A 24,942-nucleotide genomic window follows, 5' to 3' on the forward strand; every position below is an offset into this window, starting at 1 on the left:
CGGCCCCATCCGGCCCATGCCCACGTGCGACGCACGCGCGGCCGCGGCCGGACCCAAGAACGACAACTCCCCGCGCCGCCTTCACGCGACACCGGTCGTACCGGAACCGTTTTTTGGAGAGAGACAGATGAGTGGAAGCAACACGGGCCTCGGCACGGGCCTGAAGCAGCGTCACGTAACGATGATGTCGATTGCCGGCGTGATCGGCGCGGGCTTGTTCGTCGGCTCCGGGCACGCGATCGCGGAAGCCGGGCCGGCATCGATACTCGCGTATGCGATCGCGGGCGTGCTGGTCGTGCTGGTGATGCGCATGCTCGGCGAGATGGCCGTCGCGCATCCGGACAGCGGGTCGTTCTCGACCTATGCCGATCGCGCGATCGGCCACTGGGCCGGCTTCACGATCGGCTGGCTGTACTGGTGGTTCTGGGTGCTGGTGATCCCGATCGAGGCGACCGCCGCCGCGACCATCCTCAATGCGTGGTTCCCGGACATCGCGACGTGGATTTTCGCGCTCGGCATCACGCTGCTGCTCACCGTCACCAATCTCTTTTCCGTCAAGAACTACGGCGAATTCGAATTCTGGTTCGCGCTGATCAAGGTCGTCGCGATCATCGTGTTCCTGTGCATCGGCGGCGCGGCGATCGTCGGCATCATTCCGGCACCGGCCGTGTCGGGCGTGTCGAACCTGTTCGTGCATGACGGCTTCATGCCGCACGGCGCGAGCGCGGTGCTGGCGGCGATGCTGACGACGATGTTCTCGTTCCTCGGCACCGAGATCGTGACGATCGCGGCCGCCGAATCGGACAACCCGCAACGCCAGATCGTGCGCGCGACGAATTCCGTCATCTGGCGTATCACGCTGTTCTATCTTGGCTCGATCCTCGTCGTCGCGGCCATCGTGCCGTGGAACGACCCGCTGCTGCCGAAGCACGGTTCGTATCAGCGCGCGATGGAACTGATCGGCGTCCCGAACGCGAAGGCGATCATCGACGTGATCGTGCTCGTATCGGTCGCGAGCTGCCTGAATTCGGCGCTGTACACGGCGTCGCGGATGCTGTTCTCGCTGTCCCGGCGCAAGGACGCGCCCGCGTTCCTGCATCGCACCGATTCGACCGGCACGCCGCGTGCGGCCGTGCTCGCGTCGACCGCGTTCGGTTTCCTGACCGTGATCGCGAACTACCTGATGCCGGAGCAGGTGTTCGGGTTCCTGCTCGCGACGTCGGGCGCGATCGCGCTACTCGTGTATCTCGTGATCGCGGTCTCGCAACTGCGGATGCGCAAGACGCTCGAATCGGGCGGCGCCGACCTGACGCTGCGGATGTGGCTGTTCCCGTGGCTCACGTGGGCCGTGATCCTGTTCATCTGCGGCACGCTGACCGTGATGTTCGTCAGCGAGGATCATCGGATGGAAGTGGGCGCGACGGCCGTGCTGGCGTTGCTCGTGCTGCTTGCGTCGTGGTTGAACAAGCGGGGGCGCGATGCGCGGGCGGGTGAAGGGCGGCGCGTGTCGGCGACGTGATGGCGTGACGTGATGGCGGGCGGAAAGCCCGCGCCGTGAAACTTGGCCCGATCGGTGTTTGCCGGTCGGGCCGTTTTTATTCCGCGATTGGCAGGATGTCGTTGCGGGATCAACGATCGGGCAACGCTACTGAAGCGCGCCGGATCAAATCCGATTCGTCGCGCCCGTCGCGGTAATTGAAGCGGCCGACGGGCTATGCTCTGCGTCGGCCGGTATCGAAGCGCGGCTGCTGTGCCGGTGCGCAGTAGCGACCACGTTCGCGTGTGTTCGCATCTTTACATCAGGATGGGGCCTGATCCCGCGTCGAGGACAGTGTCTTCGTCATCTTCTTCGTCGATGCCGTCGCACAGATCGCTACCGCCGCAGGAAGCATGGATCCTCCACCCCATTCCTTGCGTGCGGACCTTTCGCATGAGGCGTCTCGCGCCTTCTTCCATTTTGAGATCCGCGCCTCGAGCGACGTTTTGCGCTCCGGGTGCGCGCGGACCTCTTCGTCGATAACGTGCTGCAATTCGCGTTCGGCAACGATCTGATCGCGCCAGGCGCAGAAATTCATGCCGGTTTGGCTCGAGTCGCAGTGGTTCAACAGCGCGGTGACTTCACTGGCCGGCAAACCGCTGCGCGCGGATATCTCGTCGGCCGGTGTCGGGTCGGCGAGTGCGGCAGCCGAAACCGCCATGAACAGCCATAGGCAGTGCTTCGTCATCGTGGCCTGCTAGCGGAATGATGCTGGGAGCATTAAGCGGAAAACCCCTTGCGGCACTATGGCCGCAAGGGGTTTTCCGTGAATTGCCTTACGCCTGGGAGATTCGCTCAAACGTTGAACAGGAAGTTCATCACATCCCCGTCGTGCACGACATATTCCTTCCCTTCCGCGCGCATCTTGCCGGCTTCCTTCGCGCCTTGCTCGCCCTTGTACGTGACGAAGTCGTCGAACGCGATCGTCTGCGCGCGGATGAAGCCGCGCTCGAAGTCGGTGTGGATCACGCCGGCCGCCTGCGGAGCGGTATCGCCGATGTGGATCGTCCACGCGCGCACTTCCTTCACGCCCGCCGTGAAGTAGGTCTGCAGGCCGAGCAGCTTGAAGCCCGCGCGGATCACACGGTCGAGGCCCGGCTCTTCCATGCCCATGTCGGCGAGGAATGCCTCCTTGTCCGCGTCGTCGAGATCGGCGATTTCCGCCTCGATCGCCGCGCACACGGCGACCACCGGCGCATTTTCGCTTTCCGCGTACTTGCGCACCGCCTCGAGGTGCGGATTGTTCTCGAAGCCGTCGTCCTTCACGTTCGCGACATACATCGCCGGCTTCGCGGTGATCAGGCAGAACGGCTTGATCAGCGCCTGTTCGTCGTCCGACAGCGCGAGGCCGCGCACGGCCTTGCCCTGGTCGAGTTGCGCGCGCACCTTCTCGAGCACCGCGACGAGCTTCGCCGCTTCCTTGTCGTTGCCCGACTTCGCCGCCTTCGAATAACGCGTGAGCGCCTTCTCGATGGTGCCGAGGTCGGCGAGCGCGAGTTCGGTGTTGATCACTTCGATGTCGTCGATCGGGCTGACCTTGCCGGCGACGTGAATGACGTTCTCGTCCTCGAAGCAGCGCACGACGTGCGTGATCGCGTCGGTTTCGCGGATGTTCGCGAGGAACTGGTTGCCGAGGCCTTCACCCTTGCTCGCGCCCGCGACGAGGCCCGCGATGTCGACGAACTCGACGACGGCCGGCACGACACGCTCCGGCTTGACGATTTCGGAGAGCGCCTTCAGGCGCGTATCCGGCACTTCGACGATGCCGACGTTCGGCTCGATCGTGCAGAACGGGTAGTTCTCGGCGGCGATGCCGGCCTTGGTCAGCGCGTTGAACAGGGTGGACTTGCCGACGTTGGGCAAGCCGACGATGCCGCATTTGAGACTCATGGAATCCTTCGGACGGGTGAGGCGGCGCGGCCGGACAGGGCACGGCGGCGCGGGAAAAAAGGGCGGCCGGCGCGTGGAGCGCGGCGGGCCGACGGTCAAAGACGCTATTGTACCGTGCCGGCGCCCCGGATTCCGGGCTGGCGCCGAACGGCCGATGCGGCGCGCCGCCGCGCCCGCGCACCGCGCCTGCGATTCTGCTGATTTCCCGCAAAGTCCGGCCGCGTAAGGGTTTGGCCCCGCGGCTATAATGCCCGCCATGACTGCCCACCACACCTTCGACGTCGCCGTGGTCGGCGGCGGGCTCGTCGGCAAGACGGCCGCGCTCGCGCTGACCCAGTCCGGCTACAAGACAGCCTTGCTCGCCCAGCCGGCCACGCCGCGCCCCGCCGATCTCGCGTTCGACACGCGCGTCTACGCGCTGTCGTCCAGTTCACAGGCGTTGCTCGAGCGGCTGCGGGTGTGGCAGGCGCTCGACCACGGCCGGCTCGCGCCGGTCTACGACATGCGCGTGTATGGCGACGCGCATGCCGAGCTGCATTTCTCCGCCTACCAGGCGTCCGTGCCGCAGCTCGCATGGATCGCCGAGTCGTCGCTGGTCGAGGCGTCGCTCGACGCCGCGCTGCGGTTCCAGCCGAACCTCACGTGGTTCGAGGCGCGCGCGCAGGGTTTCGACGTGCGCGACGACGCGGCCGTGCTCACGCTGTCGTCGGGGCAGGTGCTCGAGGCCGATCTCGTCGTCGGCGCCGACGGCGCGCATTCGTGGGTGCGCTCCCAAATGGGGGCCAGGGTGGAGCGGCGCGACTACCGGCAGACGGGCGTCGTCGCGAACTTCAAGGCGTCGTGGCCGCACCGCGAGACGGCTTGGCAGTGGTTCCACGAAGGCGAGATCGTCGCGCTGCTGCCGCTGCCGGACGGCCACGTGTCGCTCGTGTGGTCCGCGCACACCGCGCATGCGGATGAATTGCTGGCGCTCGATCCGGCGCAGCTCGCGGCCGAGGTCGAGCGCGTGTCGCACGGCCAGCTCGGCACGCTCGAATGCGTGACGCCGGCCGCCGGCTTCCCGCTGGCGCTGCAGACGGTCGACAAGCTGATCGCGCCGCGCGTCGCGCTGGTCGGCGATGCCGCGCACCTGATCCACCCGCTCGCGGGGCAGGGGATGAACCTCGGCCTGCGCGACGTCGCCGCGCTCGCCGACGCGATCGCGGGCAAGGAAAGCTTCCGGAATCTCGGCGATACGGTGCTGCTGCGCCGCTACGAGCGTTCGCGCCGCGAGGACATCCGCGCGCTGATGGTCGCCACCGACGGCCTGCAGCGGCTGTTCGCGGTGCCCGGCTCGCTCGCGAAGGCGGTGCGCAATGCGGGCATGGCGTTCGTCGGCGCGCAGCCGCTCGTCAAGCGCTGGCTCGTGTCGGCCGCGCTCGGCTGATCGAACCTTCTGCCGCTGCACGGGTCGGAGACGGTTCCATAACGGCGTACACTGTGCCGAGCACTCCGATTGAGCTGAAGGAAGATTTCGATGAAAAAAACGATCCGCATCGCATCGCTGGCGCTGGCCGTCGCGATGGCGACGCTGGGCTGCACCGCGCAGGCCGACCAGACCACCGACAAGCTGAAGGCCACGCTGCAAGCCCGTCTCGGCAACGACGCGCCGATCAAGAGCGTGTCGAAATCGCCGGTTGCAGGGCTTTACGAAGTGAACCTCGGCTCGCAGATCATCTATAGCGACGCGGCGGGTGACTACGTGCTGCTCGGCGATCTCGTCGACGCCAAGACGCACAAGAACCTGACCGACGCCCGCCTGTCCGAAATCAACAAGATCGATTTCGCGAGCCTGCCGTTCGCGAATGCGATCAAGGTCGTCAAGGGCAACGGCGCCCGCAAGATCGCGGTGTTCTCCGATCCGAACTGCCCGTACTGCAAGAAGCTCGAGACGACGCTGCAGTCGGTCGACAACGTGACCGTCTACACGTTCCTGTACCCGGTGCTGTCGCCGGATTCGACCGCGAAGTCGAAGGCTATCTGGTGCGCGACCGACCGTGCGAAGACGTGGGCGAGCTGGATGCTCGACCACCGCGCGCCGTCCGGCCCCGGTACCTGCGATACCAGCGCGCTCGACAAGAACCTCGCGCTGGGCCGCGGGATGAACGTCACGGGCACGCCGACGATCTTCCTGCCGGACGGCCGCCGCCTGCCGGGCGCGGTATCGGCCGACCAGCTCAACCAGGCGCTCGCCTCGAGCAAGTAACCGACTGCACGCCGGGCGCATGGCCCGGCCAGCGAGGGGCGCCCGCACGATCTGCCGGCGCCTCTCTTCGTTTTCGCCGCCGTATTCGACCGACCGATTGCCACGATGACCCAGCCGATCCGCTATTCGATTGTCCCGAAAGATCTTGCCGCGCACCTGTTCGAAGTGACGGTGACGGTTGCCGATCCCGATCCCGAAGGCCAGCGTTTCTCGCTGCCGGTATGGATTCCGGGCAGCTATCTCGTGCGCGAGTTCGCGCGCAACATCGTGACGCTCGGCGCGTTCAACGACGCGGGCCGCAAGGTGCGCATCGCGAAGACCGACAAGCATACGTGGCAGGCCGCGCCCGTCACCGGCACGCTGACGCTGCGTTACGACGTGTATGCGTGGGACCTGTCGGTGCGCTCCGCGTATCTCGACGAATCGGGCGGCTTCTTCAACGCGACGGCCGTGTTCCTGAGCGTCGCGGGCCGCGAGGAGGCGCCCTGCGAAGTCGACATCGCGAAACCGGCCGGCGCGGCGTTCCGCACATGGCGTGTCGGCACCGCGCTGCCCGAGGCGCGCGGCACGAAGCGCTACGGTTTCGGCGCGTATCGCGCGGCGAACTACGACGAACTGTCCGACCATCCGGTGACGATCGGCGAATTCGCGCTCGCGACGTTCGACGCGCACTGCGTGCCGCATGACATCGTGATCGCCGGACGCGTGACCCAGCTCGACCTGGAGCGGCTGCGTACCGATCTGAAGCGCGTGTGCGAAGCGCAGATCGCGCTGTTCGAGCCGAAATCGAAGAAGGCGCCGATGGACCGCTACGTGTTCATGACGCTTGCAGTCAGCGACGGCTACGGCGGCCTCGAGCATCGCGCGTCGACCGCGCTGATCTGCAACCGGACCGACCTGCCGGTGAAAGGGCGCCCCGAAACGACGGAAGGCTATCGCACGTATCTCGGGCTTTGCAGCCACGAGTATTTCCACACGTGGAACGTGAAGCGCATCAAGCCGGCGGCGTTCGTGCCGTACGACCTCACGCGCGAGAACTACACGTCGCTGTTGTGGCTGTTCGAGGGCTTCACGTCGTATTACGACGACCTGATGCTGGTCCGCAGCGGGCTGATGTCGCAGGACGAATATTTCGCGGCGCTGGGCCGCACCATCGGCGGCGTGCTGCGCGGCACGGGCCGGCTCAAGCAGAGCGTCGCGGAAAGCTCGTTCGACGCGTGGATCAAGTACTACCGCCAGGACGAGAACGCGACCAACGCGATCGTCAGCTATTACACGAAGGGCTCGCTCGTTGCGCTGGCATTCGATCTCGCGATCCGTGCGCGGACGCGCAACCGGAAGTCGCTCGACGACGTGATGCGCCTGCTGTGGCAACGCTACGGCCGCGATTTCTATCGCGGCAAGCAGGCGGGCGTCGAGGAAAACGAAGTCGAGGTGCTGATCGAGGAAGCGACGGGCGTCGCGCTCGGCCGCCTGTTCGCCGACGCCGTGCACGGCACGCGCGATCTGCCGCTTGCCGAACTGCTTGCGCCGTTCGGCGTAACGCTGGCGCCCGACGTCGCGACCGGCGCGGCCGCGAAGCCGACGATCGGCGCGCGTTTGCGCGGCGGCGCGGACTGCACGCTCGCGGCGGTCTACGAAGGCGGCGCCGCGCATCGCGCGGGGTTGTCGGCCGGCGACACGCTGATCGCGGTCGACGGGCTGCGCGTGACGGGCACGAACCTCGATGCGCTGCTCGCGCGCTACCGGCCGGGCGACAAGGTCGAGGTTCACGCGTTTCGCCGCGACGAGCTGCGCACCGCGAAACTGAAGCTCGACGGCCCGGACGTCACGCGCTACCGGCTGACGGCGGCCGCGAAGCCGGCTGCGGCCACGAAGGCCCGCGAAGCCTGGCTGAAGGGGTAATCGTCCGAAAGCGGGTATCGGGGCGCGATCAAGGATTGTTCTGCTGCTGCAACAATCCGTCGCCCTGGGCCCGCTTTTTCGCGGTCATGCGGCCACGCACAATGGCGTCACTCGCGCTACCGAAGCGCAACCCTACCGGAGCCTGACATGACGACCATTCTGCAAATCAATTCCGCTGCGCGTTCGCAAGGCGCGCAATCCACGCTGCTGGCCAACGAACTGACGGCAAAGCTGCAACAATCGAACCCCGGCGCGAACGTCGTGGTTCGCGATCTGCTGGCCGACGCGCTGCCGCACCTCGACGAATCGGTGCTCGGCGCATTCTTCACGCCGGCCGACAAGCGCACCGCGGAACAGAATGCGATCGTCGCGAAGAGCGATGCGCTGATCGCCGAGTTGCAGGCTGCCGACATCATCGTGATCGGCGCACCGATGTACAACTTCGGCATCTCGTCGCAATTGAAGACGTATTTCGACTGGATCGCCCGCGCGGGCGTCACGTTCCGCTACACCGAGAACGGTCCGGAAGGCCTGATCAAGGGCAAGAAGGTTCACATGGTGACGGCCCGCGGCGGCAAGTACGCCGGCACGCCGAACGACAGCCAGACGCCGTACCTGCGCACGTTCCTCGGCTTCATCGGCCTGACCGACGTGAGCTTCATCTTCGCGGAAGGCCTGAACCTCGGCCCGGATGCGCAAAGCGCCGCGCTCGCCAGCGCGCGCGAGGCGATCGCCGCCGCGTAACGCGTGAGGTCGACGCGGGTGCGACGCACCGGCTGCGTCACCCGATAAAAAACGCCGCGCCCCGAAAGGGGCGCGGCGTTGTTGCATTCGGGCCGGCGAACCCGCCGCCTGGGCCGTTACGCGAGCGTTTCGGCCACGTCCGGCAGGCGCCAGTCGATCGGTTCGCGGCCTGCTTCGACCAGATAGTCGTTCGCGAGCGCGAAATGGCGGCAGCCGAGGAAGCCGCGATGCGCGGACAGCGGCGACGGATGCGGCGCCTCGAGTACGCAATGCGCGTTCGCGTCGAACAGTGCGCGCTTGGCCTGCGCGTGCGCGCCCCACAGCATGAACACGAGCCCGCGATGACGGCCGGCGAGCTCGCGGATCAGCGTGTCCGTGCATTGCTCCCAGCCGCGCTTAGCATGGCTCGCGGCCGCGCCGCGCTCGACTGTCAGCACGGTGTTGAGCAGCAGCACGCCCTGGCGTGCCCACGTGTCGAGGCAGCCGTGCCGCGGCGTGTCGTGACCGAAGTTCGCGGCGATTTCCTTGAAGATGTTGCGCAGCGACGGCGGCGTGCGGACGGCCGGCGGCACCGAGAACGCGAGGCCGTGCGCCTGCGGCGTGCCGCGATCGTCGCCGTGGTACGGATCCTGGCCGAGGATCACGACCTTCACGTCGTCCGGGCTCGTCAGGCGCAGCGCGCGGAACACGTCGGTCGGGTAGACCGTCTTGCCGGCCGCACGCTCCTCATCGACGAAGCGGCACAGCGGCGCGTACGCGTCGCTGTCGGTGAACGGTTTCAGCACGTCGCGCCAGACAGCCGGCAGCGCGTCGAATTGCGCGGCGAGATGCGGTACGTCGGCGGCGGCGGGTCGCGGCGCCGCGGCGGCCGAGGCCGGCTCGGGCATGGGCGCGGGTGCGGGTGCTGCGGTTTTCTTCGCTGCTTTGCGCCGAGCGGCAGGCGGCTCGGAAGCCGGGGACGGAATATCGTCCGGTGCCGTTTCCGGCACGGGATCGTCGAACAGCGACGCCTGTTGCGGCGCGCGGGAAGTCTTGCGGGTTGCCATGCGTGATGCGGGTTTATTGCGCGCGCAGCCGGTAGCCGCGCTGCGCCTTGCTGATGTTTTCGGGGGCGAGGCCCGGCAGCGCCTGCTGCAATTCGGCGGCGAGCGTCGCGAGCGCCGTTTCCGGGCCGTCGATCAGTTCGAGTTCGATTTCGCTGATCGGTTCGCGGCGCGTTTCGTGTTCCGCCTGGACGACGATCTCGCCGAGGTCCACCGCGGCCTCGACCGTCGCGCCGCCGATGGCGATGCGCCACAGCGTACGCGAAAAATCCGTGCGGAACAGCGCATGCAGCGCGCCGGCCGCGTCATTCAGCGCGGCGGCGGCTTCAGGCACGTCGCAGGCCGCGACGAGCGCGTCGATTTCGAGCGCGTCGCCCGCGACCGGCAGCTCCCATTCGTGGCGGCTATGCAGGCCGCCTTCCGCGCTGCCGACCGTCTTGAACGTCTGCAGCCAGCCGTCCGGCGTGCGGCGCACGCGCACCGCGCTCTTCGAGCGCGCCAGCGCGAGGTCGGGCGTGTCGTAATAGACGTTCGCGAGCGTGATCGCGTGACCGGGTTCGCCGGTCAGCGTCTCGAAGAAGCGGCGCGCGGCATCGGCCTGGCCGGCCGGCAGCGCGAGCTTGATTTCCTTTTCGATCGCCATCAGAAGAACATCCGTGCGAGTTCCTCGCCCGGCTGATCGGCGCGCATGAACGCCTCGCCGACGAGGAACGTGTTCACGTTCGCCGCGCGCATCGTGTCGACGTCGGTGCGCGACAGGATGCCCGATTCGGTCACGACGATGCGGTCCGCCGGAATCATGTCCAGCATGTCGAGCGTGGTCTGGATCGACGTCTCGAACGTGCGCAGGTTGCGGTTGTTGATGCCGAGCAGCGGCGTCTTGAGCGTCAGCGCCTGTTCCATCTCGTGGCGGTCGTGCACTTCGACGAGCACCGCGAGGCCGAGCGAATGCGCATAGGCCTCGAGATCCTGCATCAGCGGCGTGTCGAGCGCGGCGGCGATCAGCAGGATCGCGTCGGCGCCCATCGCGCGGGCTTCGACGATCTGGTACGCGTCGACGATGAAGTCCTTGCGCAGCACCGGCAGCGTGCAGGCCGCGCGCGCTTCCTCGAGGTAGCGGACGCCGCCCTGGAAGAACTGCTCGTCGGTCAGCACCGACAGGCACGCGGCGCCGTGCGCCGCATACGAGCGCGCGATGTCGGCCGGCACGAAATGCTCGCGCAGCACGCCTTTCGACGGGCTCGCCTTCTTGATTTCGGCGATCACGGCAGCGTTGCCGGCCGCGTGCTTCGCGCGCAGCGCGCCGACGAAGTCGCGCAGGTCGCGCGCGGATGCTTCGAGTTTCAGTGCCTCGAGCGGCGTGCTGCGCAGGGCCGCCGCGATTTCTTCGCGCTTGACGGCGATGATTCGGTCGAGAATGTCGCTCATGTGGGTTCCTGCTGGATTCGTAAGAGGGTCAGCGCTTGAACTGCTGCGTGAAGCGCACGAGTTCGTCGACTTTCGCGCGGGCCTTGCCGCTTGCGATCGCTTCGCGGGCGAGCTGGATGCCGTCCGCGATCGACTCGGCGATATTGGCCGCATAGAGCGCGGTGCCCGCGTTCAGCGTGACGATCTCGCGCGCGACGCCCGGCTGGTTGTCCAGCGCGCCGAGCAGCATCGTGCGCGATTCGTCCGCATTTTCCACCTTCAGCGTGCGGTTCGACACCATCTGCAGGCCGAAATCCTCCGGATGGATCTCGTACTCGTGCACCTTGCCGTCGCGCAACTCGCCGACGAGCGTCGCGGCGCCGAGCGACACCTCGTCCATCCCGTCCTTGCCGTACACGACGAGCACGTGCTGCGCGCCGAGGCGCTGCATCACGCGCACCTGGATGCCGACGAGGTCGGGGTGAAACACGCCCATCAGCTGGTTCGGCGCGCCGGCCGGATTGGTCAGCGGGCCGAGGATGTTGAAGATCGTGCGCACGCCGAGCTCGCGGCGCACGGCCGCGATGTTCTTCATCGCCGGATGATGGTTCGGCGCGAACATGAAGCCCATGCCGGTTTCGGCGATCGACGCGGCGACCTGGTCCGATTGCAGATCGATGTTCACGCCGAGCGCTTCGAGCACGTCGGCGCTGCCGGATTTGCTCGACACGCCGCGGTTGCCGTGCTTCGCGACCTTCGCGCCCGCAGCCGCCGTGACGAACATCGACGCGGTCGAGATGTTGAACGTGTGCGAGCCGTCGCCGCCGGTGCCGACGATGTCGACGAAATTCGAGTTGTCCTGCACCTCGACGTGGTTCGCGAATTCGCGCATCACGGTCGCGGCGGCGGCGATCTCGCCGATCGTCTCCTTCTTCACGCGCAGCCCGGTGATGATCGCGGCCGCCATCACGGGCGACATGTCGCCGCGCATGATCAGCCGCATCAGGTGCAGCATCTCGTCGTGGAAGATTTCGCGGTGCTCGATCGTGCGCTGCAGCGCTTCCTGCGGGGTAATCGTCATCGTGCGTCTCCCGTCAAGCAGTCGGTGCGGCGGCATGCGCCGCTGCGCGATGCTGCTTCAGGAAATTCTCGAGCAGCGCGTGGCCATGCTCCGAGAGAATCGATTCCGGGTGGAACTGCACGCCTTCGACCGGTAGCGTCTTGTGGCGCACGCCCATGATCTCGCCGTCGTCGGTCCACGCGGACACCTCGAGGCAGTCGGGCAGCGATTCGCGCTCGATCGCGAGGGAGTGATAGCGCGTGACGTCGAAATGCTTCGGCAGATCGGCGAATACGCCGCGGCAATCGGTTTCGATCCGGCTCACCTTGCCGTGCATGATGGTCTTCGCGCGCACGACGCGGCCGCCGAATGCTTCGCCGATCGCCTGGTGGCCGAGGCAGACGCCGAGGATCGGCTTCCTGCCCGCGAATTCGCGCAGCACGTCGAGCGTGATGCCCGCGTGCTGCGGATTGCTCGGGCCGGGCGACAGGCAGATGGTGTCGGGGTTCAGGCGCGCGATGTCGTCGAGCGTGATTTCGTCGTTGCGGCAGGTACGCACGTCCTCGCCGAGTTCGCCGAAGTACTGGACCAGGTTGTAGGTAAACGAGTCGTAGTTGTCGATCATGAGCAGCATGGTCAGTCTCCGGTCAGAAGTCGCTATCGAGGCCGTCCTGGACCTGTTCGGCCGCGCGCAGCACCGCGCGCGCCTTGTTCTCGGTCTCTTGCCATTCGGATTCGGGCACCGAATCCGCGACGACGCCGGCCGCCGCTTGCACGTACAGGTTGCCGTTGTGGATCAGGCCCGTGCGGATCGCGATCGCGAGATCCATCTCGCCCGAGAACGACAGGTAGCCGACCGCACCGCCGTACAGCCCGCGCTTGACTGGCTCGAGCTCGTCGATCAGTTCCATCGCGCGCACCTTCGGCGCGCCGGACAGCGTGCCGGCCGGGAACGTCGCGCGCAGCACGTCGTAGTTCGTCATGCCGGGTTTCAGCTTGCCCTCGACCGAGCTGACGATGTGCTGGACGTGCGAGTACTTCTCGATCACCATCTTGTCGGTCACCTGCACCGAGCCGATTTCCGCGATGCGGCCCACGTCGTTGCGCGCGAGGTCGATCAGCATCACGTGCTCGGCGATCTCCTTCGGATCGTTGAGCAGCTCGGTCGCGAGTTCCGCGTCCCGCTCGGGCGTGTTGCCGCGCGGGCGCGTGCCGGCCAGCGGCCGGATCGTGACGATCTGGTCGTCGCCGCGCTTTTCCTGGCGCACCAGGATTTCCGGCGACGCGCCGACCACGTGGGAATCGCCGAAGTTGTAGTAATACATGTACGGCGACGGGTTCAGCGAGCGCAGCGCGCGGTACAGCGACAGCGGATTGTCGCGGTACGGCTTCGTCAGCCGCTGGCCGACCTGGATCTGCATCAGCTCGCCGGCCGCGATGTATTCCTTCGCCTGGCGCACGGCGGCCAGATAGTCGTCCTTCTTGAATTCGCGGAACGTCTCGGTGCGCACGCTCGCCGACGTGACGGGCGGCTGCACGGTCGTGCGCAGGCGCTGCTTCAGTTCGCGCAGGCGCTGTTTCGCCTTCGCGTACGCTTCGGGCTGGCCAGGATCCGCGTAGATGATCAGGTAGAGCTTGCCGGCGAGGTTGTCGATCACCGCGACTTCCTCGGTCAGCAGCAACTGGATGTCGGGCAGGCCGAGATCGTCGCGCGGCGCGGTGTTCGCGAGCTTCTTCTCGATGTAGCGCACCGCGTCGTAGCCGAAGTAACCGGCGAGGCCGCCGCAGAAACGCGGCAGGCCCGGGCGCTGCGCGACCTTGAAGCGGGCCTGGAACGATTCGATGAACTGGAACGGGTCGCCGTCGTGCGTCTCGACGACCTGGCCGTCGCGCACGACCTCCGACACGCCGTTGCGGGTGCGTACGAGCGTGCGGGCGGGCAGGCCGATGAACGAGTAGCGGCCGAAGCGTTCGCCGCCGACCACCGATTCGAGCAGGAACGAGTTGGCGCCCGCGCGTTCGGGCTGGGCCAGCTTCAGGTAGAGGGACAGCGGCGTTTCGAGATCGGCAAGGGCTTCCGCGATCAGCGGGATGCGGTTGTAGCCTTCGTTCGCGAGCGATTGGAATTCGAGTTCGGTCATGTTCCGGTCCTGTTCGGGACGAGCGGCGCGTGCGCCAGGGATCACTTGACGCTGCGCGGGTGGCCGTCGGCGAAAGGGCGGTCGATCGAGAAGTGCCTGTTGCCGGCCGGCACTCCGGGCGTGAACGTCGCGAGCCTGCGGCCGATCCTGAACGCGAGCGTTCGGACGCGGTGGAACTCGAGGTAGTGCGACGGTCGGCGCGCGGATGCGCAGCGAGATAAAAAACGGCGCTGAAGACGTGCTTCAGCGTACCTCATCGAAGAGGTTAGCGCGACCAGCGACGCCAGGGCCAGGCTCCCCGGTCGATGCTGCTCAGACTCCGTTTTTTATTCAGAAACATGCGGATGGAAGAAATAATCAGACGGTTGGCCGGCCGGCATTGTGCGCGGAAATTGCGCGAGCCGCGACCAGCAACGAATCGACTATACCATCCGAATTTATCGTTTGTATAGCTTTGCCGTGGTTGTAGCCGTACGGCACCGTCAGCGTCGCCATCCCGGCCGCGCGGCCTGCCAGCGCGTCGTTTTCCGAGTCGCCGATCGCGACCGCGGCGCCTGGCGCGACGCCGAGCGCGTCGCAGGCTGTCAGCATCGGCAGCGGATCGGGCTTCTTGCGCGCGACGCTGTCGCCGCCCAGCACGATGCCGAAGCAGCCGGCCAGCCCGTATTGTTCGAGCAGCTCGACCGCGAAGCGGTGCGGCTTGTTCGTCACGCACGCGAGCCGGATGCCGGCCGCGCGCAATGCGTCGAGGCCGGCTGCCACGTCCGGATAGAGACGCGTGTGGCGGCCGTTGATCTTCGCGTATTCGGTCTGGTAGATCGCCAGTGCGTCGTCGAAGCGCGCGTGCGCTTCGTCGGCCGGCAAGCGCGGCTTCAGCACGCTCTGGATCAGGTGTTCGGAGCCCTTGCCGACGTAGCCGATGACTTCGTCGCGCGACGTGGCCGGCGCGCCAAGCTGCGCGAGCATCCCGTTCAGGCCGGCCGTGAAATCGTCGGCCGTGTCGACCATCGTGCCGTCGAGGTCGATCAGCGCGGCATCGATGCGCGGTGCGGCAAAGCGGATCGGGGCCGCGTCCGTGGCGGCCCCGGCCGGCGCGTGGCCGGCGAACGACGAGTCGGCCACGGTGTCAGCTCCGCTCGACGGTGGCGAGCGCCGCGCGCATCTCGTCGATCACCTTGCGGTAGTCGGGCTTGCCGAAGATCGCCGAACCGGCGACGAACGTGTCGGCGCCGGCCGCCGCGATTTCCGCGATGTTGTCGGCCTTCACGCCGCCGTCGACCTCGAGCAGAATCTCGCGGCCGGTGCGCTCCGTGTACGCGTCGAGGCGCGCGCGCGCTTCGCGCAGCTTGTTCAGCGTTTCCGGAATGAACGACTGACCGCCGAAGCCGGGGTTCACCGACATCAGCAGCACGAAGTCGAGGCGGTCCATCACGTGGTCGAGGTAGTTCAGCGGCGTGGCCGGATTGAACACGAGACCGGCCTTGCAGCCGTGGTCGCGGATCAGCGACAGCGTGCGGTCGATGTGGTCGGAGCCTTCCGGGTGGAAACTGATCAGGTTCGCGCCGGCCTTCGCGAAATCGGGCACGATCCGGTCGACCGGGCGCACCATCAGGTGCACGTCGATCGGCACCTGCACGTGCGGGCGGATCGCCTCGCAGACGAGCGGGCCGATCGTGAGGTTCGGCACATAATGGTTGTCCATCACGTCGAAGTGGATCCAGTCGGCGCCGGCGGCGACCACGTTGCGGACTTCTTCGCCGAGCCGGGCAAAGTCGGCCGAGAGGATGCTGGGAGCGATGCGGAATTGAGTCATGGCAGGGGAGCGGGGACGTTGCGGCGCAAAACCGTCATTCTACCGTCCGGCGACCCGGTGCGCGGCGGCAGGCTGTGCGGTTGCCGCCCGATTGCGCATAGAATGCCGAACCAATGCGGCGCGCCCGCGGCCCGGCCGCTCGAATCGGCGCGCGCGGTTACCTACAGCGGACACACCATGAGTCAGTATCAGTTCACCGTTTCGGTGAAAACCAGCTACTTGCCGGAACAATCCGACCCCGATCACCGTCAATACGCATTCGCGTACACGCTGACGATCCGCAACACCGGACAGGTCGCGGCGCAGCTGATCGCCCGTCACTGGATCATCACGGACAGCGAGAACCACGTGCAGGAAGTGAAGGGGCTCGGCGTCGTCGGGCACCAGCCGCTGCTGCAGCCGGGCGAGCATTTCGAATACACGAGCTGGGCCGTGATCGCGACGCCGGTCGGGACGATGCGCGGCGCGTACTTCTGCGTGGCCGAGGACGGCGAGCGTTTTGAGGCGCCGGTCGACGAGTTTGCCCTGCACATGCCGCGCACGCTGCATTGAGCGTGCGGCGCGCGTCAGCGCGGCTGGCGGTCGTTGTGGCGGGCCGGCTTCTTTCTGCCCGACGACGTCCAGACGACGATGAAGATCAGCAGGGCAAGCGCTACGAAGGCTTCGAGCGCGAAGATGAGCATCGGATATTGGTCGAGAAAATCTGACATGGCGGTTTCCATCAAGAACGGACATTGTATGTGGTTTGGGCCCCGGCTGGCCGGGTGGATGGCCGCAGCCGCGGCGGCGGCGCTGCTCGCCGCGTGCGGCGGCGCGCCGACGCGGACCTCCGCGCTGAAGCCGCCGACCGGCGCGGCGATCGTGCCGGGGCAGGTCGCCGCGAAGCGGCTCACGCCGGTCGCGTGGCAGCAGGTGCCGGGCTGGCAGGACGATTCGCTGATCGGCGCGACGGCCGCGTTGCGGCAGAACTGCGCGCGGCTCGCACGCCAGCCGGCCTGGACGCGCGCTTGCGCGGCCGCCGACCGGCTAGACGAACTCGACGTCAGCAGCGCACGCGCCTTCTTCGAAACGTATTTCACGCCGTTCCAGTTCGCGAATACCGACGGTACGCTCGACGGGCTCGTGACTGGCTATTACGAGCCGCTGCTGCACGGTTCGCGCGTGCGCCGCGGCCCGTATCAGTACGCGCTCTATCGCTGGCCGGCCGGCTATCGCGCGGGCGCCGCGCTGCCCGCACGCGCGCAGCTCGAGCGCGCCGGCATCCTGAACGGCAACGAACTCGTATGGGTCGACGATCCGATCGAGGCGTTCTTCCTGCAGGTGCAGGGCTCGGGGCGCGTGCTGCTCGACGACGGTTCGGTGATGCGGGTCGGCTTTGCCGGTACCAACAACCAGCCGTACCGTTCGATCGGCAAGTGGCTGCTCGATCGCGGCGAGCTGACGCCCGCACAGGCGACGATGCAGGGCATCAAGGCCTGGGCGAAGGCGAACCCCACGCGCGTCGACGCGCTGCTCGACACGAATCCGCGCTTCGTGTTCTTCCGCGACATGCCGACCAAGGAGGATGCGCCGCACGGCGGCGCGGACGGTCCGATCGGCGCGCTCGGCGTGCCGCTGACGCCGGAGCGCTCGATCGCGGTCGATCCGTCGTCGATTCCGCTCGGCACGCCGGTGTTCCTGCAGACCACGCGTCCGCTGACGAATACGCCGATGAACCGGCTCGTGTTCGCGCAGGATACGGGCTCGGCGATCAAGGGCGGCGTGCGGGCAGACTATTTCTGGGGGCTCGGCGACGACGCCGGTGACCAGGCTGGCCGGATGAAGCAGGTCGGCCGGATGTGGCTGCTGTTCCCGAATTCGTGATTTGGGGCAGGGCGGGCTGCCCGGATGGTGGCCCGCGCATGAGACGCGGCATTCGCGGTGCGTCTCCTGCGCGTGGCGCGTGCCGGCCTGATCGCCGGTGTGACCACGTGATTTCAGTTCGCGTGATCCGGTGAGTGTCACGTCGAACGACGCTTGGAGTAAAGCAGCCCGATCGGCGTTGGCCGACCGGGCTGTTTCGTTTGCAGGCACGCGCTCGCCGCCGCGCGCCGTACGTGCGTCGCGCGACTTTAGCCCTTGCGTTTGTCGACGACGCGGCGCGCCTTGCCGACCGAGCGCTCGATGCCGTTCACCGGCAGCACGTTGATCACGGCCGTCACGCCGATCAGCGACTTGATGTCGTACGCGAGCGCCTGTTTGGCCGCCTGGATCGCCGCGGTATCGGGCGCGGTTTCCGGGCACGGCTCGACGTTGAGCGTCAGCACGTCGAGCGGGCCTTCCTTCGTCAGCACGATCTGATAGTGCGGCGCGAGCGCGCGCTGCTTGAGCAACTGTTCCTCGATTTGCGTCGGGAACACGTTGACGCCGCGCACGATCATCATGTCGTCCGACCGGCCGGTGATCTTCTCCATCCGGCGCATCGTCCGGGCGGTGCCCGGCAACAGGCGCGTGAGATCGCGCGTGCGGTAGCGGATGATCGGCAGCGCTTCCTTCGTCAACGACGTGAACACGAGCTCGCCGAGCTCCCCATCGGGCAGCACTTCGCCGGTTTCCGGGTCGATGACTTCCGGATAGAAGTGGTCTTCCCAGATGGTCGGACCATCCTTGGTCTCGACGCATTCGGACGCCACGCCGGGGCCCATCACTTCGGACAGCCCGTAGATGTCGACCGCGTCGATGCCCATCCGCTGTTCGATTGCGACGCGCATGTCGTTGGTCCACGGCTCCGCGCCGAAGATGCCGATGCGCAGCGAACTCTTGACGGGATCGAGGCCCTGGCGCTCGATCTCGTCGGCGATCGACAGCATGTAGCTCGGCGTGACCATGATGATGTCGGGCCGGAAATCCTGGATCAGCTGTACCTGCTTTTCGGTCTGGCCGCCGCCGAACGGGATCACGGTGAGGCCTGCGCGCTCGGCGCCGTAGTGCGCGCCGAGCCCGCCCGTGAAGAGCCCATAGCCGTAGCTGACGTGCACCTTGTCGCCGCGGCGCGCACCGGCGGCGCGGATCGACCGGGCGACGAGGTTTGCCCACGTGTCGATGTCGGCGGCCGTATAGCCGACGACCGTCGGCTTGCCGGTCGTGCCGGACGACGCGTGGATGCGCGAGATCTGGTCTTGCGGCACCGCGAACATCCCGAACGGATAGCTGTCGCGCAGGTCGCCCTTGGTCGTAAACGGAAAGCGCGACAGGTCGGCGAGCGTCTTCAGGTCGTCCGGATGCACGCCCGCTTCGTCGAACTTGCGGCGATAGACGGGCGAGTTGTCATACGCATGCCGGAGCGACCACTTGAGGCGTTCCAGCTGCAGCGCGGTCAGCTCGTCGCGCGAGGCGGTCTCGATCGGCTCGAGCGGTAGCGGGGTAGTCATGCATGTCTCCAGTGTTTGTTATGGGCGAGCCGTCGACGTCAGCGGTCTTCCGGGATGACCGTGCCCTTGATCTGGGCGGATTTGCCGCGAAACATCGCAACCGTGTCGCCTGTCTGGTTCGTGACGCGGATGTCGTAGATGCCGTGGCGGCCGGCGCGCGCCTGTTCGACCGCCTCGGCCGTCAGCACGTCGCCGCCGTGCACGGGGCGCAGGAATTCGATCGAGCAGCCGGCCGCGACCGCATTCACGTTGTACGAGTTGCATGCAAACGCGAACGTCGAATCGGCGAGCGTGAAGATGATCCCGCCGTGGCAGGTCTGGTGACCGTTCAGGAATTCGGGCCGCACGCGCATCTGCAGACGGGCGTAGCCGGCGCGTACTTCGGCGATTTCCATGCCGAACGCGCGACTGCACGCATCGGCGTCGTACATGGCCCGCGCGGTGGCGCGGGCGAGCGAGTCGGGGTCGAGCGTGGCGGTCGCGTTCGTCATGTCAGCGCCCCTCGAAGCGCGGTGCACGCTTCTCGATGAAGGCCTTCACACCTTCCGCGTAGTCATGCGACTGGCCGAGCTTGCGCTGCAGGTCGCGTTCCAGATCGAGCTGCTGATCGAGCGTGTTCGTGATGCCGTCTCGCATCGACTGCTTGATCGATGCGATGGCGAGCGTCGGCTGCTGCGCGAGTTGGGTGGCGAGCTGGCGGGCCGTCGCGACGAGTGCGTCGTCGTCGACTGCGCGCCAGATCAGGCCCCATTGTTCGGCCTGTTCCGCGCCGAGCTTGTCGCCGGTCAGCGCGAGCCCCAGCGCGCGAGCCATGCCGATGCGTTGCGGCAGGAACCAGGTGCCGCCCGAATCGGGTACGAGCCCGATCTTGACGAAGGCTTGAATGAAACTGCTCGAGCGCGCGGCGAACACGAGATCGCACGCCAGTGCGAGATTCGCGCCGGCGCCGGCGGCCGTACCGTTGACGGCGGCGATCACCGGAATCGGCAGACGCTGCAGGCGGCGGATCAACGGATTGAAATGCTCGTCGATCAGTGTGCCCAGATCGCTGGACGCGCCCGGTGTGAAGTCGAGGTCGGCCAGGTCCTGGCCCGCGCAAAAGCCGCGCCCCGCACCCGTCAGAATCAGCGCGCGTGCACCGGCCGCCTCGACTTCATCGAGCGCCGACTGCAGTTCGCGATGCATCGCCCGCGTGAAGCTGTTTAGCTTGTCGGGGCGGTTGAGCGTGATCGTGGCCACGCGCGCGGCCTGATCGATATCCAGCTGGATCGCCTGATAGGACATGCAGTATCTCCGTCATGACTTCGTTATAGGCGCGCGGCGCGTCGGTTACACGCGTTCGATCGCGAGCGCGATGCCCTGGCCGACGCCGATGCACATCGTACAGAGCGCGAAGCGGCCGCCGGTGCGCTCGAGTTGATGGAGCGCCGTGGTGACGAGCCGGGCGCCCGATGCGCCGAGCGGGTGGCCGAGCGCGATCGCACCGCCGTTCGGGTTCACGCGTGGATCGTCGTCGGCGACGCCGAGCATGCGCAGCACGGCGAGACCTTGCGACGCGAACGCCTCGTTCAGTTCGATCACGTCGAACTGGTCGATACGCATGCCGAGCTGGTGCAGCAGTTTCTGCGTGGCCGGCGCGGGACCGATGCCCATCACGCGCGGCTCGACGCCGGCGGTCGCCATGCCGACGACGCGCGCGCGGCGACGCAGGCCATACTGGTCGGCTGCCTGCGCATTGGCGAGCAGCAGCGCGCAGGCGCCGTCGTTGACGCCCGATGCGTTGCCGGCCGTCACGGAGCCGTCGGGGCGTACCACGCCCTTCAGCTTCGCGAGCGCTTCGAGGGATGTTTCGCGCGGATGCTCGTCGCGCGACACGACGACGGGCTCGCCTTTCTTCTGTGGAATCGTGACCGCGACGATTTCCTCAGCGAGCGTGCCGTCCTGCTGGGCCCGTGCGGCCTTCTGCTGGCTGCGCAGCGCGAAGAGGTCCTGATCGGCGCGGCTGATGTGGTAGTCGACCGCGACGTTCTCGGCCGTCTCCGGCATCGAATCGACGCCATACAGCTGCTTCATCAGCGGATTGACGAAGCGCCAGCCGATCGTCGTATCGAAGATGTCGGCCTGGCGCGCGAACGCGCTCGCGGCCTTGCCCATCACGAACGGTGCGCGGGTCATGCTCTCGACGCCACCTGCGATCATGAGGCGCGCTTCACCCGCCTTGATCGCGCGCGCGGCCGTGCCGACCGCGTCCATCCCGGAGCCGCAGAGCCGGTTCAGCGTCGCGCCGGGCACGGCGGTGGGCAGGCCCGCCAGCAGCGCCGACATGCGTGCGACGTTGCGGTTGTCCTCGCCGGCCTGATTCGCGCAACCGTAGATCACATCGTCGATCGCCGCCCAGTCGACGTCGCGATTGCGCTCGATCAGCGCCTTGAGCGGCACCGCGCCGAGGTCGTCGGCACGAACATCTTTCAGTGCGCCGCCGTAGCGGCCGATGGGGGTGCGAATCGCGTCGCAGATGTAGGCGTCTGTCATGGGCGTATCGATGAGTGACGAACCCGCCGGGTGGCGGATTCGTTCATGGTAGAGAACATGGCGGCGTTTGCACGTCGGCCATTAGGGCTATGCCGTCTGGCCAGCTTCCGCAGGTACCGCCTTCGGGGCAACATGGACCCGGCTTTGCACCACGCGGAACCGGTTGGCGACGAACGCGGGGTCGGCCAGCGCCGCGTTGGCCGCCGGGTTCGCGCCCGTTCCGTGGAAGTCGGAGAACGCGGCCGACTGGTTCACGAATACGCCGCCCGTCAGGTTGATCGACAGCGCGACGCCGCCACGCACCGCCGCGTCGTGTGCGGCGTCGAGGATTGCGTCATCGGTGCTGTAGACGGAAAGGGTCAGCGCGCCGTGTTCGGCGGCGATTTCACCGGCCAGATCGAGCGATTGCGCGGTCGAGTCGGTCGCGATCACGAACGAGATCGGGCCGAACCATTCCTGCGTGAATTTTTCGCGGTCGGCCACGTCGAGCTGCAGCACGAGCGGCGTGCGCACACGCGCATCGGGGAAGGCGGGATGCTGGAGAGCCACGCTATCCGCAAGCACGCGGCCGAGCTTGCGCGCGTCGTCGATGCGCGCGGTCACGCCTTCGTTCTGGATTGCGCCGGTCAGTTCGACCGAGCGTGCCGGGTCGCCAGTGAGTTTTTGCACGGCAACCGCGATTGCTTGCGCGACTTCGTCGAAGCTCGCATGGCCGTCGTCGGTCCGGATGCCGTCGCGCGGCACGTAGATATTCTGCGGGGCCGTGCACATCTGGCCGGAGTACAGCGCCAGCGAGAACGCGATGTTTTTCGCGGCGGCTTTGAGGTCGTCGGTCGAGTCGATCACGATCTGGTTGACGCCCGCTTTCTCGGTATAGACCTGGGCCTGATGGGCATGGTGTTCGAGCCACGTGCCGTTTTGCGTGCTGCCGGTGAAGTCGATCAGCTTGATCTCGGGGCGCAGCGCGAGATCCTGGACGAGGGCGCCGTCGTTGGGCTCGGTCGCGAGGAGCGTGACGACGTTCGGATCGAATCCGGCTTCGCGCAGCACGTCGCGGGCGATTCGGACCGTGATGGCAAGCGGCAGGATCGCGCCAGGGTGCGGTTTGACGATCACGGTATTACCGGTTGCCAGATCGGCGAACAGGCCCGGGTAGCCGTTCCAGGTCGGGAACGTGCAGCAGCCGAGCACGAGGCCGGTGCCGCGCGGCACGATCGTATAGCGCTTGTGCATCGCAAGGGGAGGGTTCTTGCCTTGCGGCTTTTCCCAGTGTGCATCGGCCGGAATGCGGCGCAGTTCGTCCCATGCATAGGCGACGGCTTCGAGCGCGCGGTCCTGTGCGTGCGGGCCGCCGGCCTGAAACGCCATCATGAAGGCTTGCCCGGTGGTGTGCATCACGCTGTAGGCAATTTCGAAGCTTGCGCGGTTCAGGCGCGCAAGGATTTCGAGGCTAACGCCGATCCACGCGCTCGGGCCGGCTTCGCGCCACGTACGTTGAGCGGCGGCTGCGGCAGCGATCAGTGCGTCCGGCGTGGATTTCGGATACCGGATGCCCAGCGCGATGCCGTATGGCGAGCGCTCGGCGCCGACCGTTTCACCGGATGCGGGCTGGTCAAGCACGAAGGTCTTGTGGAGGTGCGACTTGAACGCCGCCTCGCCGTCTGCGCTTGCGCTTTCCCCGTACACTTTGGGGCTCGGCATTTCGGCGAACGGGCTCCAGTACCCGCGGCTCTCGATGGCGGCGAGTGCGTGTTTCAGCGTGTCTTCGTGCTTCGTGAGCAGGGCATGGGTCATGACGGCGGCCTGATGAACGTTGAGAGGGATCGGATCGATTAATTAACCGACCGGTTGGTCGGAGAATGGTAGCATCAAACTATTCGCATGTGCGAGGCGTTTCTCATTTCATTGATCGAGGAGAAATAGATGGCTTACGAAAACATCCTGGTGGAGACCCGGGGGCGCGTTGGTCTGGTGACGCTCAACCGCCCGAAGGCGCTGAATGCGCTGAACGATGCATTGATGGACGAGTTGGGTGCCGCGCTGAAGGCGTTCGATGCGGACGACGACATCGGCGCGATCGTCGTGACGGGCAGCGAGAAGGCGTTCGCGGCCGGCGCGGACATCGGCATGATGGCAACCTACTCCTATATGGATGTTTATCGGGGTGACTACATCACGCGCAACTGGGAGGCGGTCCGCGAGATCCGCAAACCGATCATTGCTGCGGTTTCGGGCTTTGCGCTGGGCGGCGGCTGCGAACTCGCGATGATGTGCGACATCATCTTCGCGGCGGACACGGCCAAGTTCGGCCAGCCGGAAATCAAGCTGGGCGTCATGCCGGGGGCGGGTGGCACGCAGCGCCTGCCGCGCGCGGTGTCGAAGGCGAAGGCAATGGACATGTGCCTGACCGCGCGGTTCATGGACGCCGTCGAGGCCGAACGTGCCGGGCTCGTCTCGCGCGTGCTGCCGGCCGACAAGTTGCTCGACGAGGCGATTGCCGCCGCGACGACGATCGCCGAGTTCTCGCTGCCGGCGGTCATGATGGTCAAGGAGTCGGTGAACCGCGCGTACGAGACGACGCTGGCTGAAGGCGTCCACTTCGAGCGCCGGTTGTTCCACTCGTTGTTCGCAACGGAAGACCAGAAGGAAGGGATGGCGGCATTCGTCGAGAAGCGGAAGCCTGTTTTCAAGCACCGCTGATCGGACTGCGTCGGGGCGGGTGTCCGATGGCTGGCCTGTATCGGTTGCGGGCGGGATCGCCTTGTCCGGTTCATCAAAAAAGGCCTCCGTGCGCGACAGCGCACGGAGGCCTTTTCAAACTTTCTTCACAAAGAGCTTGCCTGGATGGGGGCGGGTGCTTAGAATCACGCCTCTTTCGCGCTAACGGAAACGCGGCGCGGGAGGAAGGGAAGCGGTGCTGTTGAGGTTCGGTGGTAACGAGCCTCGGCGGCGCAGGAAGATGGGCCCCGCAGTCGCAACGAAGTCGTTCAGAAAGTTGTTGACGAGCTGCGAAACACGGTTCATAATCTCGCTTCTCTGCTGCTGAAAACGCAGCGCTGCTGGGAAACGCGGAGTTTCTCGCAGACATGCTCTTTAAAAATTAACAGCCGATAAGTGTGGGCGCTTGATGAAAGCGAGCTGATCCTCGGATCAGATAGCGAAAGTATCAAGAGTCTCACACTAAAGTAAGTCAGGTTTATGAAGTGATTCATATT

The 24,942-nt window shown here is 66.6% G+C and carries 24 protein-coding genes; 8 read left to right on the forward strand and 16 right to left on the reverse strand.

Annotation, left to right across the window (positions count from 1 at the left end; translation table 11 throughout):
- Positions 1-127: 127 nt before the first annotated feature.
- On the forward strand, positions 128-1,519 hold the full coding sequence (gabP, locus tag CFB35_RS02200) for a GABA permease (RefSeq protein WP_059577062.1): 1,392 nt from the start codon (positions 128-130) through the stop codon (positions 1,517-1,519).
- 280 nt (positions 1,520-1,799) lie between these two features.
- On the opposite strand, the gene CFB35_RS02205 is transcribed toward gabP, so the two are convergent.
- Both CFB35_RS02205 and ychF read right to left on the reverse strand, forming a co-directional pair.
- A complete protein-coding gene (locus CFB35_RS02205; protein ID WP_059577060.1) occupies positions 1,800-2,225 on the reverse strand; it encodes a lysozyme inhibitor LprI family protein in 426 nt (141 codons plus the stop codon).
- Between the two features lie 107 nt (positions 2,226-2,332).
- Positions 2,333-3,427: a redox-regulated ATPase YchF gene (ychF, locus tag CFB35_RS02210; protein ID WP_006482062.1), complete on the reverse strand. Its 1,095-nt coding sequence runs from the start codon at positions 3,425-3,427 to the stop codon at positions 2,333-2,335.
- Positions 3,428-3,674: 247 nt separating this feature from the next.
- On the opposite strand from ychF, the gene CFB35_RS02215 reads away from it, so the two are divergent.
- The 4 genes from CFB35_RS02215 (at position 3,675) to CFB35_RS02230 (ending at position 8,321) form a co-directional block, all read left to right on the forward strand.
- The gene (locus CFB35_RS02215) at positions 3,675-4,853 is read left to right on the forward strand and encodes a UbiH/UbiF family hydroxylase (RefSeq protein WP_059577057.1); all 1,179 of its coding nucleotides are present in this window, start codon (positions 3,675-3,677) and stop codon (positions 4,851-4,853) included.
- A gap of 90 nt (positions 4,854-4,943) precedes the next feature.
- Complete coding sequence (locus CFB35_RS02220; RefSeq protein WP_059577055.1) at positions 4,944-5,672, forward strand: DsbC family protein; 729 nt, start codon at positions 4,944-4,946, stop codon at positions 5,670-5,672.
- A 105-nt stretch (positions 5,673-5,777) separates the two neighbouring features.
- The gene (locus CFB35_RS02225) at positions 5,778-7,577 is read left to right on the forward strand and encodes a M61 family metallopeptidase (RefSeq protein WP_059577052.1); all 1,800 of its coding nucleotides are present in this window, start codon (positions 5,778-5,780) and stop codon (positions 7,575-7,577) included.
- A gap of 147 nt (positions 7,578-7,724) precedes the next feature.
- Positions 7,725-8,321 (forward strand): FMN-dependent NADH-azoreductase, encoded by a 597-nt coding sequence (locus CFB35_RS02230; RefSeq protein WP_089464512.1) that lies wholly within the window; start codon positions 7,725-7,727, stop codon positions 8,319-8,321.
- 116 nt (positions 8,322-8,437) lie between these two features.
- Here CFB35_RS02230 and CFB35_RS02235 read toward each other — a convergent pair whose 3' ends face one another.
- The 8 genes from CFB35_RS02235 to rpe form a co-directional block, all read right to left on the reverse strand.
- The gene (locus tag CFB35_RS02235) at positions 8,438-9,367 is read right to left on the reverse strand and encodes a uracil-DNA glycosylase (protein ID WP_089464513.1); all 930 of its coding nucleotides are present in this window, start codon (positions 9,365-9,367) and stop codon (positions 8,438-8,440) included.
- A gap of 13 nt (positions 9,368-9,380) precedes the next feature.
- Positions 9,381-10,007, reverse strand: a complete 627-nt coding sequence (locus CFB35_RS02240) for a CYTH domain-containing protein (RefSeq protein WP_089464514.1) — start codon at positions 10,005-10,007, stop codon at positions 9,381-9,383.
- Positions 10,007-10,792 carry an indole-3-glycerol phosphate synthase TrpC gene (gene trpC, locus CFB35_RS02245; RefSeq protein WP_054928329.1) on the reverse strand — a complete coding sequence of 262 codons (786 nt, stop codon included), beginning with the start codon at positions 10,790-10,792 and terminating at the stop codon, positions 10,007-10,009. The genes CFB35_RS02240 and trpC overlap by 1 nt, the downstream gene beginning before the upstream one ends.
- Before the next feature lie 28 nt (positions 10,793-10,820).
- Complete coding sequence (gene trpD / locus CFB35_RS02250) at positions 10,821-11,852, reverse strand: anthranilate phosphoribosyltransferase (protein ID WP_059577389.1); 1,032 nt, start codon at positions 11,850-11,852, stop codon at positions 10,821-10,823.
- Between the two features lie 13 nt (positions 11,853-11,865).
- Positions 11,866-12,465 carry an aminodeoxychorismate/anthranilate synthase component II gene (locus CFB35_RS02255; RefSeq protein WP_059640152.1) on the reverse strand — a complete coding sequence of 200 codons (600 nt, stop codon included), beginning with the start codon at positions 12,463-12,465 and terminating at the stop codon, positions 11,866-11,868.
- Between the two features lie 13 nt (positions 12,466-12,478).
- On the reverse strand, positions 12,479-13,972 hold the full coding sequence (trpE, locus tag CFB35_RS02260; protein ID WP_089464515.1) for an anthranilate synthase component I: 1,494 nt from the start codon (positions 13,970-13,972) through the stop codon (positions 12,479-12,481).
- Between the two features lie 357 nt (positions 13,973-14,329).
- On the reverse strand, positions 14,330-15,094 hold the full coding sequence (locus CFB35_RS02265; protein WP_059576948.1) for a phosphoglycolate phosphatase: 765 nt from the start codon (positions 15,092-15,094) through the stop codon (positions 14,330-14,332).
- A 4-nt stretch (positions 15,095-15,098) separates the two neighbouring features.
- Positions 15,099-15,785, reverse strand: coding sequence for a ribulose-phosphate 3-epimerase (gene rpe, locus CFB35_RS02270; RefSeq protein WP_059576943.1), 687 nt, complete (start codon positions 15,783-15,785; stop codon positions 15,099-15,101).
- Between the two features lie 177 nt (positions 15,786-15,962).
- Between rpe and apaG the strand changes: the two genes are divergently transcribed.
- Complete coding sequence (apaG, locus tag CFB35_RS02275) at positions 15,963-16,337, forward strand: Co2+/Mg2+ efflux protein ApaG (protein WP_034187476.1); 375 nt, start codon at positions 15,963-15,965, stop codon at positions 16,335-16,337.
- 14 nt (positions 16,338-16,351) lie between these two features.
- On the opposite strand, the gene CFB35_RS35240 is transcribed toward apaG, so the two are convergent.
- Complete coding sequence (locus tag CFB35_RS35240) at positions 16,352-16,495, reverse strand: hypothetical protein (RefSeq protein WP_226094281.1); 144 nt, start codon at positions 16,493-16,495, stop codon at positions 16,352-16,354.
- A gap of 28 nt (positions 16,496-16,523) precedes the next feature.
- On the opposite strand from CFB35_RS35240, the gene CFB35_RS02280 reads away from it, so the two are divergent.
- The gene (locus CFB35_RS02280; protein ID WP_226094280.1) at positions 16,524-17,648 is read left to right on the forward strand and encodes a murein transglycosylase A; all 1,125 of its coding nucleotides are present in this window, start codon (positions 16,524-16,526) and stop codon (positions 17,646-17,648) included.
- Positions 17,649-17,896: 248 nt separating this feature from the next.
- Here CFB35_RS02280 and paaK read toward each other — a convergent pair whose 3' ends face one another.
- The 5 genes from paaK to paaN all read right to left on the reverse strand — a co-directional run bounded on the left by paaK (position 17,897) and on the right by paaN (position 23,521).
- Entirely contained in the window at positions 17,897-19,195 is a 1,299-nt protein-coding gene (gene paaK, locus CFB35_RS02285) for a phenylacetate--CoA ligase PaaK (protein ID WP_059576941.1), read from the reverse strand.
- Between the two features lie 38 nt (positions 19,196-19,233).
- Positions 19,234-19,686: a hydroxyphenylacetyl-CoA thioesterase PaaI gene (paaI, locus tag CFB35_RS02290; RefSeq protein WP_059576938.1), complete on the reverse strand. Its 453-nt coding sequence runs from the start codon at positions 19,684-19,686 to the stop codon at positions 19,234-19,236.
- A 1-nt stretch (position 19,687) separates the two neighbouring features.
- Positions 19,688-20,479: a 2-(1,2-epoxy-1,2-dihydrophenyl)acetyl-CoA isomerase PaaG gene (gene paaG / locus CFB35_RS02295; RefSeq protein ID WP_059576935.1), complete on the reverse strand. Its 792-nt coding sequence runs from the start codon at positions 20,477-20,479 to the stop codon at positions 19,688-19,690.
- Positions 20,480-20,524: 45 nt separating this feature from the next.
- Positions 20,525-21,727 carry a 3-oxoadipyl-CoA thiolase gene (gene pcaF, locus CFB35_RS02300; RefSeq protein ID WP_059576932.1) on the reverse strand — a complete coding sequence of 401 codons (1,203 nt, stop codon included), beginning with the start codon at positions 21,725-21,727 and terminating at the stop codon, positions 20,525-20,527.
- Positions 21,728-21,814: 87 nt separating this feature from the next.
- Entirely contained in the window at positions 21,815-23,521 is a 1,707-nt protein-coding gene (paaN, locus tag CFB35_RS02305; RefSeq protein ID WP_059576929.1) for a phenylacetic acid degradation protein PaaN, read from the reverse strand.
- Positions 23,522-23,650: 129 nt separating this feature from the next.
- Between paaN and CFB35_RS02310 the strand changes: the two genes are divergently transcribed.
- Positions 23,651-24,427 (forward strand): enoyl-CoA hydratase, encoded by a 777-nt coding sequence (locus CFB35_RS02310; protein WP_059576928.1) that lies wholly within the window; start codon positions 23,651-23,653, stop codon positions 24,425-24,427.
- Positions 24,428-24,942 lie beyond the last annotated feature (515 nt).

The sequence above is a fragment of the Burkholderia sp. AU16482 genome (assembly GCF_002223285.1).
GTDB lineage: Bacteria > Pseudomonadota > Gammaproteobacteria > Burkholderiales > Burkholderiaceae > Burkholderia > Burkholderia semiarida.